General features: G+C 36.9%; 15 protein-coding genes and 1 tRNA gene. All 16 read left to right on the top strand.

The window, feature by feature from the left end; all coding sequences use genetic code 11:
- The first annotated feature begins 55 nt into the window (after positions 1 to 55).
- Complete coding sequence (locus ACTJIP_RS22560; RefSeq protein ID WP_047380955.1) at positions 56 to 946, top strand: ParB/RepB/Spo0J family partition protein; 891 nt, start codon at positions 56 to 58, stop codon at positions 944 to 946.
- Positions 946 to 1,584 (top strand): DUF5683 domain-containing protein, encoded by a 639-nt coding sequence (locus ACTJIP_RS22555; RefSeq protein WP_047380957.1) that lies wholly within the window; start codon positions 946 to 948, stop codon positions 1,582 to 1,584. The genes ACTJIP_RS22560 and ACTJIP_RS22555 overlap by 1 nt, the downstream gene beginning before the upstream one ends.
- 61 nt (positions 1,585 to 1,645) lie before the next feature.
- A complete protein-coding gene (gene dapB, locus ACTJIP_RS22550) occupies positions 1,646 to 2,347 on the top strand; it encodes a 4-hydroxy-tetrahydrodipicolinate reductase (protein WP_077415913.1) in 702 nt (233 codons plus the stop codon).
- A gap of 127 nt (positions 2,348 to 2,474) precedes the next feature.
- On the top strand, positions 2,475 to 4,121 hold the full coding sequence (lepB, locus tag ACTJIP_RS22545; protein WP_077415700.1) for a signal peptidase I: 1,647 nt from the start codon (positions 2,475 to 2,477) through the stop codon (positions 4,119 to 4,121).
- A 59-nt stretch (positions 4,122 to 4,180) separates the two neighbouring features.
- Positions 4,181 to 4,804, top strand: a complete 624-nt coding sequence (locus tag ACTJIP_RS22540) for a WbqC family protein (protein ID WP_410493597.1) — start codon at positions 4,181 to 4,183, stop codon at positions 4,802 to 4,804.
- Between the two features lie 86 nt (positions 4,805 to 4,890).
- Entirely contained in the window at positions 4,891 to 6,573 is a 1,683-nt protein-coding gene (locus ACTJIP_RS22535; protein ID WP_440705123.1) for a S8 family serine peptidase, read from the top strand.
- Between the two features lie 125 nt (positions 6,574 to 6,698).
- On the top strand, positions 6,699 to 7,190 hold the full coding sequence (locus tag ACTJIP_RS22530) for a lipocalin family protein (protein ID WP_077415696.1): 492 nt from the start codon (positions 6,699 to 6,701) through the stop codon (positions 7,188 to 7,190).
- A 25-nt stretch (positions 7,191 to 7,215) separates the two neighbouring features.
- Positions 7,216 to 7,905 carry an OmpA family protein gene (locus tag ACTJIP_RS22525; protein ID WP_180565313.1) on the top strand — a complete coding sequence of 230 codons (690 nt, stop codon included), beginning with the start codon at positions 7,216 to 7,218 and terminating at the stop codon, positions 7,903 to 7,905.
- A 107-nt stretch (positions 7,906 to 8,012) separates the two neighbouring features.
- Positions 8,013 to 8,900, top strand: a complete 888-nt coding sequence (locus ACTJIP_RS22520; protein ID WP_077415693.1) for a decaprenyl-phosphate phosphoribosyltransferase — start codon at positions 8,013 to 8,015, stop codon at positions 8,898 to 8,900.
- Positions 8,897 to 10,216, top strand: a complete 1,320-nt coding sequence (locus ACTJIP_RS22515) for an FAD-binding oxidoreductase (RefSeq protein WP_180565314.1) — start codon at positions 8,897 to 8,899, stop codon at positions 10,214 to 10,216. Before ACTJIP_RS22520 ends, ACTJIP_RS22515 begins: the two co-directional genes overlap by 4 nt.
- Positions 10,216 to 10,941 (top strand): SDR family NAD(P)-dependent oxidoreductase, encoded by a 726-nt coding sequence (locus tag ACTJIP_RS22510; protein ID WP_077415689.1) that lies wholly within the window; start codon positions 10,216 to 10,218, stop codon positions 10,939 to 10,941. The genes ACTJIP_RS22515 and ACTJIP_RS22510 overlap by 1 nt, the downstream gene beginning before the upstream one ends.
- Positions 10,942 to 10,947: 6 nt before the next feature.
- Positions 10,948 to 11,535: an HAD family hydrolase gene (locus ACTJIP_RS22505; RefSeq protein ID WP_077415687.1), complete on the top strand. Its 588-nt coding sequence runs from the start codon at positions 10,948 to 10,950 to the stop codon at positions 11,533 to 11,535.
- 24 nt (positions 11,536 to 11,559) lie between these two features.
- Positions 11,560 to 12,027, top strand: coding sequence for a hypothetical protein (locus ACTJIP_RS22500; RefSeq protein WP_077415685.1), 468 nt, complete (start codon positions 11,560 to 11,562; stop codon positions 12,025 to 12,027).
- Positions 12,028 to 12,029: 2 nt separating this feature from the next.
- The gene (locus ACTJIP_RS22495; RefSeq protein WP_077415683.1) at positions 12,030 to 13,205 is read left to right on the top strand and encodes a cysteine desulfurase family protein; all 1,176 of its coding nucleotides are present in this window, start codon (positions 12,030 to 12,032) and stop codon (positions 13,203 to 13,205) included.
- Positions 13,206 to 13,288: 83 nt separating this feature from the next.
- Positions 13,289 to 13,606, top strand: coding sequence for a thioredoxin (gene trxA, locus ACTJIP_RS22490; protein WP_047380983.1), 318 nt, complete (start codon positions 13,289 to 13,291; stop codon positions 13,604 to 13,606).
- A 124-nt stretch (positions 13,607 to 13,730) separates the two neighbouring features.
- Positions 13,731 to 13,804: transfer RNA gene (locus ACTJIP_RS22485), tRNA-Asp, on the top strand.
- The last annotated feature ends 78 nt before the right edge of the window (positions 13,805 to 13,882 follow it).

Here is a 13,882-nt window from a genome sequence, read left to right as displayed (position 1 = left end):
GCCAATAAGTGTATGCTGGTCATCACTTGTTAAACATCATTTATCAATTATATCTATGAAGGACAAAAAAAGAGCTATGGGACGCGGTTTGGGCGCTATTTTAAGTGCAGAATCTAAAGCAACTGTCAATTCAGCTACTGATGAAGGAGCAGATAAGTTTGTGGGAAATATTGTAGAAGTTTCGCTTGAAGATATCTATCCGAACCCGACGCAGCCGAGAACTTATTTTGATGAAAAAGCATTAAACGAGCTTGCACAGTCAATTGAAAACCTAGGTGTAATCCAGCCGATTACCCTGAGAAAAGATGGTGAAAAGTTTGAAATCATTTCCGGGGAAAGACGTTACAGAGCAACTAAAATTGCAGGGTTAACGACTATTCCTGCCTATATCCGTTTAGTAAATGATCAGGAACTTCTTGAGATGGCTCTTGTTGAAAATATCCAGAGAGAAGATCTTGATGCCATCGAAATTGCATTGACTTATCATAGGCTTTTAGAGGAAATAGGACTTACACAGGAAAATCTGAGCCAGAGAATAGGAAAGGACAGAAGTACCATTACCAATTCTATCAGGCTGTTAAGACTAAATCCGGATATTCAGAATGCTATCAGAAGCGGTGAAATTTCTGCAGGACACGGCAGAGCAATCATCAGTCTTGAAAGTGAAGAAGATCAGCAGGTTTTGTTCGAGCTTATTATCAAAGAAAAATTAAACGTTCGTCAGGCAGAGCAGGCTGCTGCTGCATTGAAAAATCCAAAATCTCCCGCTGCAAAAAAAGCAAAAGTGGAGCTTTCCAATAACTATAAAAAAGCCCAGAAGACAATCGCTGATATCTTGGAAGTAAAAGTGGAAATCAAATCTTCTGGAAATGGTAAAAAAGGTAAAATTGTCCTGGACTTCAAAAATGAAGAAGAGCTGGAATATATTTTATCCCATATTAAATAATGAAGAAAATATTTTTCACATTTTTCTTGTGTATCGCTGCATTGGCCTATTCACAAGTAAAACCTATTGATACCGTTCGGATGCAGACTCCTCCGAAAGAGGAACCCCGTGTGGTAAAACCAGGTAAAACAGAAGCAAAGATCATTGAAGATCTGGAAAAAGCCAATGGTCCCACAGTAAAAACTATAAAATTGAATCCCACCAGAGCAGGATTATATTCTGCTGTTTTACCGGGATTGGGACAGTTTTATAACAAAAAATACTGGAAAATTCCCATTGTTTGGGGAGCAGTAGGAGCCGGAGTGGGGATTGCTGTATGGAATGACAACCAGTATAAAAAATATCGTGAATACTACATCGCGAAACTTAATGGAACACCCAATGAGTTTGTGGACAGCCACCCGTTTTTAGATAAAAGAGCATTGGGGAACGCCCAGGACAGAGCGAAGAGACAAAGAGATTATGCTATTGCAATTACAGGACTTATTTATATTCTGAATATTGTAGATGCCGTAGTAGATGCTCACCTTTACGAAAGCCGTCATGACCCGGATTTGGTTTTTAAACCATCTGTTATTCAGGATCAGTATGGGTACAGTGCTCCCAAAACAGGGTTCAGTTTAAGTTATAGATTTTAGAAGACAACATATCTGCTAAAGACTTCGGTTGAAAGCAGTATTTAAAAATAAAAAAGATTATATGAAAATAGCATTAGTTGGTTATGGTAAAATGGGTAAGATCATTGATGAGATCGCACAGAAACGAGGTCATGAAGTAGTTGCCCGTCTTAAGGAAACCCCAACTGCTGAGAATCTTAATAATCCGGATGTTGTGATTGAATTCTCATTGCCGGAAGTGGCATTTGAAAACATCAAAGCTTGTCTTGAAAATAAAATTCCGGTGATCTGTGGAACTACAGGCTGGCTGGATCAAAAAGAAGAAATAGAAAAACTGGCTGTAGAAAACGACTCTGCATTCCTATATAGTTCCAACTTTAGTTTAGGAGTCAATTTATTTTTTGCTTTAAACGAAAAGCTTGCAGATCTGATGAAAAATGTAGATGAATACTCTTGCCAGTTGGAAGAGATTCACCATATCCATAAAAAAGATGCTCCAAGTGGAACTGCTATTTCTATTGCAGAAGGAATCATCCAAAACAATCCTAAATTTGATGCCTGGAAGCTGGAAGAAACAGAAGGTAAACAATTAGGGATTTTTGCAGTACGTGAAGATGAAGTTCCGGGAACTCATAGCGTGTATTACAGAAGTGAAGTAGACGAAATCGAGATCAAGCACACTGCTTTCAACAGAAACGGTTTTGCGCTGGGAGCTGTAGTAGCTGCCGAATGGATCAAAGATAAAAAAGGAAACTTCGCAATGAAAGACGTTTTGGGACTTTAATTTGTAACAAATTCTGTAAATTGCAGACAAATAAACAGAAAATGATGAATAGTGAATTGTAAACAGCGGACTGCTTTTATCATTTATTACTCATCATTTTTATTATAAGAATAGGCACAAAAAATTTATGAATTATTTTTTAACTTATACAGTATATGTCCTCATACTATCCGTATTGATGGGCGTTTCATCTTGGAAACTGTTCAAGAAAATGGGCTATAGCCCTTTATTTGCTTTTATCCCTTTCTACAACTATTTCATCATTCTGAAAGAAACAAAACATCCGAAATGGTGGGCGATTCTGTCTTATCTTCCGATTGTAGGGCCAATCATGATGTCTGTTTTCCACCTTTATCTGGTGAAAAAGTTCGGGAAAACCCTTTTCAAAGATCAGATTCTTACCGTGATCCTGCCGTTTATTTACATGGCTGTGATCAACTATTCTAAAGATGTAGAGTTAGAAGATGAAAATGCAAACGACCTGTTTCTTACAGACGAAGAAAAAAATGATAAAAAGAAAGATACATTCGTAGGTTCTATTACCTTCGCGGTAGTTTTTGCAACCATTATCCACGTTTTTGTAACACAGCCTTTTGGGATTCCTACAGGATCTATGGAAAGAACATTATTGGTGGGTGACTTCCTTTTTGTAAACAAATGGAGCTATGGTTACAGACTTCCGATGCGTCCGGTAGCAATACCTTTCCTTCAGGGGACCATTATGGATACAGGACAGAAAGGTAACCCGAAGGATGATCCAAAATCTTACGTAGACGGAATAAAGCTTCCTTACACAAGAATTTTACAATTCAACAAGCCGCAGAAAAATGATGTGGTGGTTTTCAACTATCCTCAGGATTCTGTACATACAGCGATCGACAGAAAAGATCCTTACGTAAAACGTTGTGTTGCTACAGCAGGTGATACTTTTGAAATGAGAGCCGGAAGACTTTTCGTTAACGGAAAGCCGGAAGTTGTTTTAGGAGATCAGGAAGTACAGCACAGATATATTGTAACAACCGATGCTCAATTAGATATCCCAACCTTATATAAAGCTTATGGATTTTTACCGGTTCAGGAGTTTCAACAGGATAACGGAGGATTTATTTATGGTTTTCAGGGGTTAACGGATAAGACGGCTAAAGAAATTAAAGAACTTCCTCATGTTCTTGATATGAAGGAAGAAGTTTCAGCAAAAGGTGAAGCTGCAGTATATTACAGAGATGAAGCCAAAACAAAGATTGATACTACTCAGTCTATTTTCCCGATCAACAAACCTTGGAATCAGGATTGGTACGGCCCGCTTAGAATTCCTAAAAAAGGAGATGTGGTAGCTATCAACCAGGAAACACTTCCAACCTATCAGTGGATCATTTCTGAATATGAGCACAACAGTTTAGAGAAAAAGAACGGGAAAATCTTTATCAACGGAAGAGAAGCAACCCAGTATACTATTCAGCAGGATTATTATATGATGGTAGGGGACAATAGAGATGCTTCTTTAGATGCAAGATTCTTTGGTTTTGTTCCTGAAGAAAATATTGTAGGAAAGCCAATGTTTACATGGATGAGTCTTCAGGGTGCATTTGCAGACAGCAGTTCTACTTATCAGGCGCCATTCAAAATCCGTTGGGAAAGAATGTTCAAAGCAACCAATACAGGAGAAGCCAATAAAACCTCTTACTGGTGGATTGCAGCGATGATCCTGATCTTGTTCTTCGGATGGGAATATTTCGTAAAATTATTCAGAAAGAAAAAAACTGAAGACGATTAATAGAAAAATTAAACTTAAAATAGAATGAAGTATTTGAAAAAATACTTCATTTTTGCATTATGAATATGAAGAATGTATTATTGCCGGCATTTTATTTGCCCCCAATTTCATGGTTTTCAGTGTTGTTAAATCCTGAGAATGAAATTACATTGGAACAGTTTGAGAGCTTTCCCAAGCAGACTTATAGAAACAGAGCGAACATCTATGGAGCCAACGGAAAACTGTCTTTAATAATCCCTATCCATCATAACGGAAAAAGAGAATTTAAAGATGTTGAAATTTCTTACCGTGAAGATTGGAGAGCCCTGCACTGGAAATCAATCAAAACAGCATATCAGAGTTCCCCTTATTTTGAATACTATGAAGATAAGTTCAGAAAAATATTTGAGCTTCAGGAAAAGTATCTTCTTGATTTTAACCTTAAAGGGATAGAAGTCATCCAACAGATACTTAAAACAGAAAAGGCACACTCTTTGAATGAAGAATATATCAAAAATCCTGAGAGTATTAATTTCAGAGAAAAGTTTTCGGCAAAACTTCCTTCAGAGTTTCAGATGGAAGAATATTACCAGACGTTTTCTGATAAATTCGGATTTTTGGAGGATTTGTCGGTTCTTGATCTTCTATGCAATAAAGGTCCGGAATCGCTTATGTATATAAAAAATATAAAACAAGCATATTAGCATACCATCGCTATTAATGGAATTTTCAGCATACAGCAGATGAAGTTGGCGATTGGTATATCTTTTTAAAAAATAAATTTCAACATATGAAAAAGGTATTATTAGCTGCAGTTTTTTTAGCAGGTTTTAGTTTTTCTTTCGCACAGGAATCTAAAGCTAAAAGTATTGATCCAAACGAAGACAAAGATCTGATGACATGGTATCATAAGGATTTTACAACTTCAAAAGTATATGGGGTAAATACGGCAAATGTTTATAAATACTTAGAATCTAAAGGACTGAAGCCTAAAACCGTTGTGGTAGGAGTTTTGGATAGTGGAGTACAGGTAGACCACCCCGGATTGGTAAATAATCTTTGGTCAAACCCTAATGAAATTCCCGGAAATGGTAAAGATGATGACGGAAACGGATATATTGATGATGTACACGGTTGGAACTTCATTGGAGGTAAAAACGGTGATATTGATATCGACAATATGGAAGTGACAAGAGTCGTTGCCAAATACAAACCTGTTTTTGAAGGAAGTGATTCTACTAAGAATAAAGCAAATCAGGCTCAAATGAAAGAAGAGTTTGAAATGTATATGAAGGCCAAAGATATGTTCAATACAAAAAGTATCGAGGCTCAACAGGATTTTATGACCTATTCTATGCTGAATGAGCTGATTCCTAATATGGTTAAATTATTAGGAGGTAAGCCTGTAACAGCTGAAACACTTTCAGCAATTAAAGCCCCTACAGATCAAAAAGATGCAATCGCACTGGAATTCCTGGGCCAGATTTCTCAAAGTCCTGAATTCAAAGGAAAATCTTCCACTGAATTTGAAAAAAAGATGAAGGAAGAGATGAAGGAGGCAATAGACCATTTTGCTCCGGCAGCAAAACAATATGATCTTTCCTATGATCCTAGAAAAGAGATTGTAGGTGATAACTATGATGATTATTCTGAAAAAGGCTATGGTAACAATCATTACGAAGGACCGGATGCAGAACATGGAACTCACGTAGCAGGAATCATTGCAGGACTTCCCCAGGGAAAAGAGATTCAGCACGGGGTAGCTTCAAAAGTTGCTAAGATCATGTCTGTAAGAACAGTTCCAAATGGCGATGAAAGAGATAAGGATGTTGCCAACGCCATCAGATATGCAGTAGATAACGGAGCGAAAGTTTTAAATATGAGCTTCGGGAAACCTGTTTCCCCGGGTAAAAATGTAGTCTGGGATGCTTTTAAATATGCCGAAGATAAAGGGGTACTTTTGGTAAAAGCTGCAGGTAATGAAAATGAAGATGTAGCAGAACATCTGGCATATCCTACCAACTTTAAAAATGTTACTGATGAAAAACCATTTGTAAGCAATGTTCTTGTGGTAGGAGCAAGTACCAATAAAAACAGTGCTTTGAGAGCCGATTTTTCTAACTACAATAAAAAAATGGTGAATGTTTTCGCTCCGGGAGAGGAAATTTATTCTACCGTTCCTAAAAACGAATACAAATACCTTCAGGGAACTTCTATGGCTTCCCCTGTGGTAGCTGGAGGAGCTGCTGTTTTATTAGCATATATGCCGGATCTGAAACCTTACCAGATTATTGAAGCGCTTGTGAAAAGCAGCAATCCAAGTACTGCAAACGGATTCACAGATCAATCGCAGGCAGGTGGTGTTATCGACCTGAAAAAAGCTGCGGAATATGCCTATACCAATTTCTACAAAGGAAAGCCGTCAAGTACTGCTAAGCCTTCGAAATCCGTAAAAATGGCTGTTAAAAAATAATTTATCTCCCTGTGTTTAAGGAGAAACCATAGAAAGTCCGGATTTTTTTCGGACTTTTTATTTTTTATTTTAAATTTTGGCACGGTTTTTTGTAACTTTATAATAACAAAATAATAAACAACAAAATGAAAAAGTTACTACTTGCAGGGATGTTGGGAACATCACTTTTTGCAGTGTCGTGTTCCTCTGTTAACAAAGCAGCTACATCTCAAAATCAAAGAGCAGACTTCCTTAAATTAAAAGGAGATTGGCAGATCGTGAGCGTAGATTATGAAAAAGGCTATAAAATCAAACCTTTTGATGAAGGTGCAGATGCGCAGTGTTTCGTAGGAAGCCACTGGAGACTGATTCCTAACAACTGGACAGGAGCGTATACTTTGAACGGAGGTGGAGATTGCCCGGCAATTACACAACCTATCAAGTTTGAAGTAAAAGACGGTAACACGTTTATGTTTAAAAAAATTGCTCAAGGTACTAAAGCAAAACAAAATACAGCCGGTTATACAATGACGTTAATCAGCCAGACTACAGATCAGTTTTCTCTTCAGCAAGATGTTCCTTTTGAAGGAGGCAATGTAAAAGTAGTTTACAACTTCCAGAGAGCAGGAATGAAATAATTTATCAACATAAAAGATCAAAAAAATGAATTTTAATAAAACATACGTAGGAGCCCTTTTCTTGTCATCAGCATTATTATTGACAAGCTGTGAGGCGGTTCAGAATTCAAATCACCAACAAAGAGGTACAGCAGTAGGTGTTGCTTCAGGAGCAGTACTTGGAGGTATCTTGGGTAACAATGTAGGAAAAGGAGGAAATGGAGCTATTGGTGCTGTATTAGGTGGTATTATCGGTGGTGTAGCTGGTAATGTTATCGGTAACAAAATGGACAAGCAGGCTAAAGATATTAAAGAAACTTTACCAGGAGCTCAGGTAGAAAGAGTAGGAGATGGTATTAAAGTAACAATGAACGAAAGTATCGTTAATTTTGCATTCGACTCTTCAAACCTTACTTCTGTTGCACAGACTAACCTGGATAAACTGGCTCAGGTATTAGTGAATAACCCTGATACCAATATCAATATCTACGGACATACAGACAGCGTAGGTAAAGATGCTTACAACGTGGCGCTTTCTCAAAGAAGAGCAGATGCCGTGAAATCTTATTTAGTAGGAAAAGGAATTGTATCAAGCAGAATGTTCACAAAAGGGGAAGGTAAAAATATGCCGGTAGCCAGCAATGATACTGATGAAGGAAGAGCTAAAAACAGAAGAGTTGAATTTGCGATCACTGCAAATGAAAAAATGATTAATGATGCCAAGCAAGGGCAGTAATTAATTTTACATATAAATATTTTCGTAAAAGACCGCCCCGGCGGTTTTTTTTGTATTTTTATGCTAGAAATTTTGAATTGATTACTTTTGCACTTGAAACAACATAAATGAAGAAATATTTAAAGCTGCTCCGCGTAGAGCAATGGGTGAAAAACCTTTTTGTATTTGTCCCGCTCTTCTTTTCAGGTAACATTACCAACATAGATCTGCTTACTAAAAGCATTTTCGCATTTGTAATATTTTCGCTTGCGGCTAGTGTTGTATATATTCTGAATGATTATAATGATATTGAAGCAGACAGAAAACATCCTGAAAAAAGGAGAAGACCTCTGGCGAGTGGTGCTATTTCAAAAGCAACAGCTATAGGAATTCTTATCGGTCTGATTATTACAGATATTGTTCTTGTATTTTTTACACGATTCTATTTCCATGAGTTGCTATGGAAGTTTGCGATTATAATAGGATTCTATGTAGTGATGAATCTGGCATATACATTTAGACTTAAGCATGTTCCGATCATCGATATTTTTATTATTGCCATAGGATTTGTACTTCGTGTATTGGCTGGAGGTTATATTACTGGAATCAGTATTTCACAATGGGCTATTCTTTTAACGTTTGTATTGGCACTCGTGCTTGCTATTGGAAAAAGAAGAGGAGAATTGATCAATGCACAGGTTTCAGGAAAAACAAGACGGGCATTGGACGGGTATAATGTTCAGTTTGCAGATATTGCATTATCTATTTCTATTACGCTGGCTATTGTATGTTACCTGATGTTTACCCTGTCACCGGAAGTTCAGGAAAGATTCCATGAAAGGGTTTTTTATACGGTAATCTTCGTGGTTTTTGCCTTATTAAGATATCTTCAGCAGACATTGGTCTACAACAGAACGGAATCTCCTACAAAAATTGTGTACCGGGACCGCTATATACAGGTTACCCTATTACTTTGGGTTGCTGCATTTTTAATTCAAATTTATTTTAAGAAATGAAGCCGAATTTCACACAGAAAGTTACAAACTGGGGTAATTACCCGGTAGTGGAGAAAGAAATGAGATCAGAGGACAGTTTCAAAAAAATAAAAGAATTTGTACTCAATCACAACGAGATTATTGCCAGAGGAAACGGAAGATGCTATGGAGATGCTTCGTTGGGAGAATCTATATTTTCAACAAAAAAATTAAATAAGTTTATCAATTTTGACCGTTTAAACGGGGTGATAGAATGCGAATCCGGAGTACTGCTTTCAGATGTTCTGGAAATTGCTGTTCCGCAGGGATATTTTCTATACGTTACTCCCGGGACAAAGTTTATATCAGTGGGAGGAGCTATTGCTTCCGATGTTCATGGGAAAAACCACCATGCAGAAGGATGTTTTTCAGAATACGTGATTGAATTTAAGCTCATGACTGAGAGCGGACAAATTATTACCTGTTCCAGAGAAGAAAATTCAGAGAAATTCTGGGCTACTATTGGTGGAATGGGACTTACAGGGATTATTCTTACAGCAAAATTTAAGCTTAAAAATATAGAATCCGCATACATTCGCCAGGAAAGTATCAAAGCAGAAAACCTGGATGAAATCTTTAAACTATTTGATGAAAGTGAAAACTGGACTTATACCGTTGCATGGATCGATTGTCTTCAGAAAGGAAAAAATATTGGAAGAAGTATCCTGATGAGAGGTGAGCATGCCTTCCAACATGAGCTTCCCCAGAGTCTTTCGAAAACTCCTTTAAGATTAAAGAAAAAATTACAACCTACAGTTCCTTTTTATTTTCCGGGATTTGTACTGAATGCACTTACGGTAAAAATATTCAACTGGCTATATTATAAAAAACAGTCTAAGAAGGAAGTCAAGAACTTTATTGATTACGAAACATTTTTCTATCCTTTGGATGCTATTAATGATTGGAACAAAATCTATGGGAAATCCGGTTTTATACAATATCAGATGGTGATTCCTAAAGAAGCGGGAAAAGAAGGAATGAAAAAAATCCTTGAAACGATTGCCAGTAGTGGGAATGGATCATTCTTAGCAGTTTTAAAACTTTTTGGAAAACATAATCCGGAGGCTTATAACTCATTTCCGGTGGAAGGGTATACACTGGCCTTGGATTTTAAAGTGAATTCAAAACTGAAAAAACTGGTAGACCAGCTTGATGCAATTGTTCAGGAGTTCGGAGGAAGAATTTACCTTACCAAAGACAGTATGAGCAGATCATCACTTACCAATTATCTGAAAAATATTCAAAATCCTAAATTTGTGTCTTTACAGCACAAAAGAATCATAAACAACAACTCATAATGATAGTTCTGGGAAGCACATCTGAAGTGGCACAGGCTTTTGTGGAAAAAGCACTTCAGGAAGGAGAAAAGTTTGAAAAAATCTATCTTTTTACCTCAAATAAAGAAACTACAGAACGGTTTGCAAGACATATTGATGTGAAATTTCTGCAGCAGGCAGAAGTTATTGAACTGGATCTGACGAAAGAAATTGATTACAACAGATTTGATAATATCAATTCAAATGTATTATTTTGTGCCGTAGGGTATTTAGGAGAAGGAACAGAAGAAGGACTGTATGATAACAGGAATACGGAACGCATTATAGATATTAATTATTCAAAACTGGTTCCCGTAATGAACTATTTTGCTCATAAATTTGAAAACAGAAGATCCGGAACGATCATTGGGCTTTCATCAGTAGCAGGAGACAGGGGAAGACAGAGTAATTTTATCTATGGAAGTGCAAAAGCTGCGTTTACAGCCTATCTGAGTGGTTTGAGAAACTATCTCTTTGATAAAAAAGTACACGTTCTTACGATAAAACCTGGGTTTATGGCAACCAAAATGACTGAAGGTCTGCCTTTAAATCCAAAACTGACCGCAACGCCGAAACAAGCGGCTGCCTGTATTTATAAAGCCTTTAAAAAGGAGAAAAACGTGGCATATGTTTTGCCGGTTTGGAGTATTATTATGATGATTATCAGGAATATCCCTGAATTTATATTCAAAAAATTAAAGCTTTAAAGAGAAATGAAAAAATTGTATTGTTTTGATTTTGACGGAACTTTGACCTACAAGGATACTATGTTTATGTATCTTAAATTCTACGATTCTACAAAATACCGGATACAATTTTTAAGACATGTACCGCTTTTCATTCTATTGAAGTTAAAGCTTGCCGAAACAGAAAAAGTGAAAAAAAGTTTTATCGGGTCTATTTTAAAAGGACAGTCTCAAGAAAAGATCGAAATGAAATCTAAACAATTTTTTGAACTTCACTATCCTAAAATTGTAAGGGAAAATGCATTAGACTTTATAAAAAATATCGATAGGAATAATACACAAAGTTTATTGGTGACCGCATCCTTAGATATTTGGGTAAAGCCTTTCGCTGAGGAACTTAAAATGGAGCTTGTTTCTACGCGGGCAGAGTTTAAGAACGGAATTTTCACAGGAAACTTTGTAGGGAAAAACTGTAATGGGAAAGAAAAACTGGTAAGAATTAAAGAAGAAATAAACAATTCTAAATACGATAAAATTATTGCATTTGGGGATACTTCAGGGGATCGGGCAATGTTGAAATGGGCAAATGAAGGACATTATCAATTTTTTCACTAATTTTGGGAGATAAAATTGTAAAAAATGAAAAGCCTGATAATTGCATGTACAGTAATATTGATGAGCTGTGCAAGCACTTCATCTCAGAAGTCTTCTGCTATGCAGGGAAATACTGAACTCCTTGTTTCTGAATCTCAGGGAGGAACTGATAAACCAGGCTTTAAGATAATTGAAGACGAAAAAGAGTTTCGTAACATTATCAGTGGAAGTTTTGGTACCGCAGATCTGGGAAAAGATTCTTATGTCAGCTATCCGAAATTTCCGAAAAATAAAAAAGTTGTTATATACAATTTGGGAACCTTCAGATCAGGAAGTCACAAAATTGAAGAAATCAAAAGTATCTCTGTAAAAAATCAGATTCTCTATGTAGAAGTTCCGGCAGGAGAACCCTCCGGTGGAATGGAAATTCAGGTGATCTCCAGTCCATGGTTTATTTTTACTGTTCCCACAGATTACAAGTTTACCTCCGTAGAATTAAAATATTCAAAATAATAATGGATAAAGTATATTTAGATAATGCCGCAACCACTCCGCTTGCAGAAGAAGTTATAGATGCAATGGTGGGCACTATGAAGATGAATTTCGGAAACCCGTCTTCAACGCACAGCTTTGGCCAGGAAGCAAAAATCCTTATTGAAAATGTAAGAAGACAGGTTGCAGACTATCTTCATGTAACTCCTGCTGAGATCATTTTTACTTCCTGTGGAACCGAATCCAACAATATGATCATCAAATCCTCGGTAGAACACCTTGGAGTAGAAAGAATCATCAGCTCTCCTCTGGAACATAAATGTGTTTCTGAAAGTATTTTGGACATGAAAAACAGAAAAGGAGTAGAAGTAAACTACATCCGTCCGAATGAAAAAGGAGATATTGACCTTACAAAATTAGAAGAGCTTTTAAAAGCCTCAGATAAAAAAACATTGGTAAGCTTAATGCATGCCAACAACGAAATCGGAAATATCATTAATCTTAAACAAGTTGCCCAGTTGTGCAAAGAGCATCATGCCCTTTTCCACTCGGATACGGTACAGACGATGGCTCATATGAATCTTGATTTCTCTGATATTCCTGTAGACTTCGCTTCCTGTAGTGCCCATAAGTTTCACGGACCAAAAGGAGCTGGTTTTGCATTTATCAGAAAAGCAACGGGCTTAAAAGGAATTATTACCGGAGGACCTCAGGAAAGAAGCCTTAGAGCCGGAACTGAAAATGTTAGCGGCATCGTAGGACTGGGTAAAGCGTTAGAGCTTTCTCTGAATCATATGGATGAATATACCAACCATATGCAGGATATTAAAAATTACGCAATTGAAAAACTTTCTGCTGAAATTGAAGGAATTAAGTTCAACGGAAGAAGTGCTGAAAAAGAAAACAGCCTTTATACGGTTTTAAGTGCTTTACTACCTTATAAAAATCCATTGATAGGACTTCAGTTGGATATGAAAGGAATTGCAATCTCTCAGGGAAGTGCATGCTCATCAGGAGCTTCAAAACCTTCAATGGTTATGATGATGGTGCTTTCTGAAGACGAAATGGATCATTGTACACCATTGCGTATCTCTTTCAGCCATATGACAACCAAAGCGGATATCGATACATTAGTGAAGGCTCTGAAAGAAATTTCAAGCGACTATACTATAGAAAAAACTAATGTTGAGCATAGATAGTCTTATGCTTTAAAAATCGTAATTTTGAACATCCAATAGAGGATTAAAAGAAAATAATATTAATTAAAATAAAAGAAACAAAAATGGCTTTAGAAATTACAGACAGCTCATTTCAGGATACGGTTTTAAAATCTGACAAACCGGTATTAGTGGATTTTTGGGCAGTATGGTGTGGACCATGCAGAACTTTAGGACCAATCATCGAAGAAGTAGCATCAGATTTTGAAGGTAAAGCAATCGTTGGGAAAGTAGATGTAGACAACAACCAAGAGATTTCTATGCAGTATGGTATCAGAAATATCCCTACAGTTCTTATTTTTAAGAATGGGGAAGTGGTAGATAAATTAGTAGGTGTGGCTCCAAAAGAGGTAATCGCTGAAAAATTAAGCGCTCACTTATAAAAAAATAAGTTTGATAATGAATGCCTTCCAGTATTGGGAGGCATTTTTTTTAAAATAATTTGCAGATAACAAAAAAAGGTGTAATTTTGCAACCACGAAAAAGAAACAACGTTCTTTAAAAAATGATCCGGTAGTTCAGCTGGTTAGAATGCCGCCCTGTCACGGCGGAGGTCGCGGGTTCGAGTCCCGTCCGGATCGCAGAAGTTTTCTCAATTTCTTTTAAAAAATTGATCCGGTAGTTCAGCTGGTTAGAATGCCGCCCTGTCACGGCGGAGG

It is taken from the genome of Chryseobacterium sp. 22543 (assembly GCF_052044565.1).
Classification (GTDB): Bacteria; Bacteroidota; Bacteroidia; order Flavobacteriales; family Weeksellaceae; genus Chryseobacterium.
Note: the sequence above shows the minus strand (reverse complement) of the source record. Positions and strands in the feature narration are given on the sequence as shown.

Excerpts from the sequence above, each read along its gene's own strand:
- lepB (WP_077415700.1), top strand. The coding sequence starts at position 2,475 with ATGAATTATTTTTTAACTTATACAGTATATGTCCTCATACTATCCGTA.
- ACTJIP_RS22540 (WP_410493597.1), top strand. The coding sequence starts at position 4,181 with ATGAATATGAAGAATGTATTATTGCCGGCATTTTATTTGCCCCCAATT.
- ACTJIP_RS22535 (WP_440705123.1), top strand. The coding sequence starts at position 4,891 with ATGAAAAAGGTATTATTAGCTGCAGTTTTTTTAGCAGGTTTTAGTTTT.
- ACTJIP_RS22555 (WP_047380957.1), top strand. The coding sequence starts at position 946 with ATGAAGAAAATATTTTTCACATTTTTCTTGTGTATCGCTGCATTGGCC.
- ACTJIP_RS22530 (WP_077415696.1), top strand. The coding sequence starts at position 6,699 with ATGAAAAAGTTACTACTTGCAGGGATGTTGGGAACATCACTTTTTGCA.
- ACTJIP_RS22520 (WP_077415693.1), top strand. The coding sequence starts at position 8,013 with ATGAAGAAATATTTAAAGCTGCTCCGCGTAGAGCAATGGGTGAAAAAC.
- ACTJIP_RS22505 (WP_077415687.1), top strand. The coding sequence starts at position 10,948 with ATGAAAAAATTGTATTGTTTTGATTTTGACGGAACTTTGACCTACAAG.
- ACTJIP_RS22560 (WP_047380955.1), top strand. The coding sequence starts at position 56 with ATGAAGGACAAAAAAAGAGCTATGGGACGCGGTTTGGGCGCTATTTTA.
- ACTJIP_RS22510 (WP_077415689.1), top strand. The coding sequence starts at position 10,216 with ATGATAGTTCTGGGAAGCACATCTGAAGTGGCACAGGCTTTTGTGGAA.
- ACTJIP_RS22500 (WP_077415685.1), top strand. The coding sequence starts at position 11,560 with ATGAAAAGCCTGATAATTGCATGTACAGTAATATTGATGAGCTGTGCA.
- ACTJIP_RS22525 (WP_180565313.1), top strand. The coding sequence starts at position 7,216 with ATGAATTTTAATAAAACATACGTAGGAGCCCTTTTCTTGTCATCAGCA.
- ACTJIP_RS22495 (WP_077415683.1), top strand. The coding sequence starts at position 12,030 with ATGGATAAAGTATATTTAGATAATGCCGCAACCACTCCGCTTGCAGAA.
- ACTJIP_RS22515 (WP_180565314.1), top strand. The coding sequence starts at position 8,897 with ATGAAGCCGAATTTCACACAGAAAGTTACAAACTGGGGTAATTACCCG.
- trxA (WP_047380983.1), top strand. The coding sequence starts at position 13,289 with ATGGCTTTAGAAATTACAGACAGCTCATTTCAGGATACGGTTTTAAAA.
- dapB (WP_077415913.1), top strand. The coding sequence starts at position 1,646 with ATGAAAATAGCATTAGTTGGTTATGGTAAAATGGGTAAGATCATTGAT.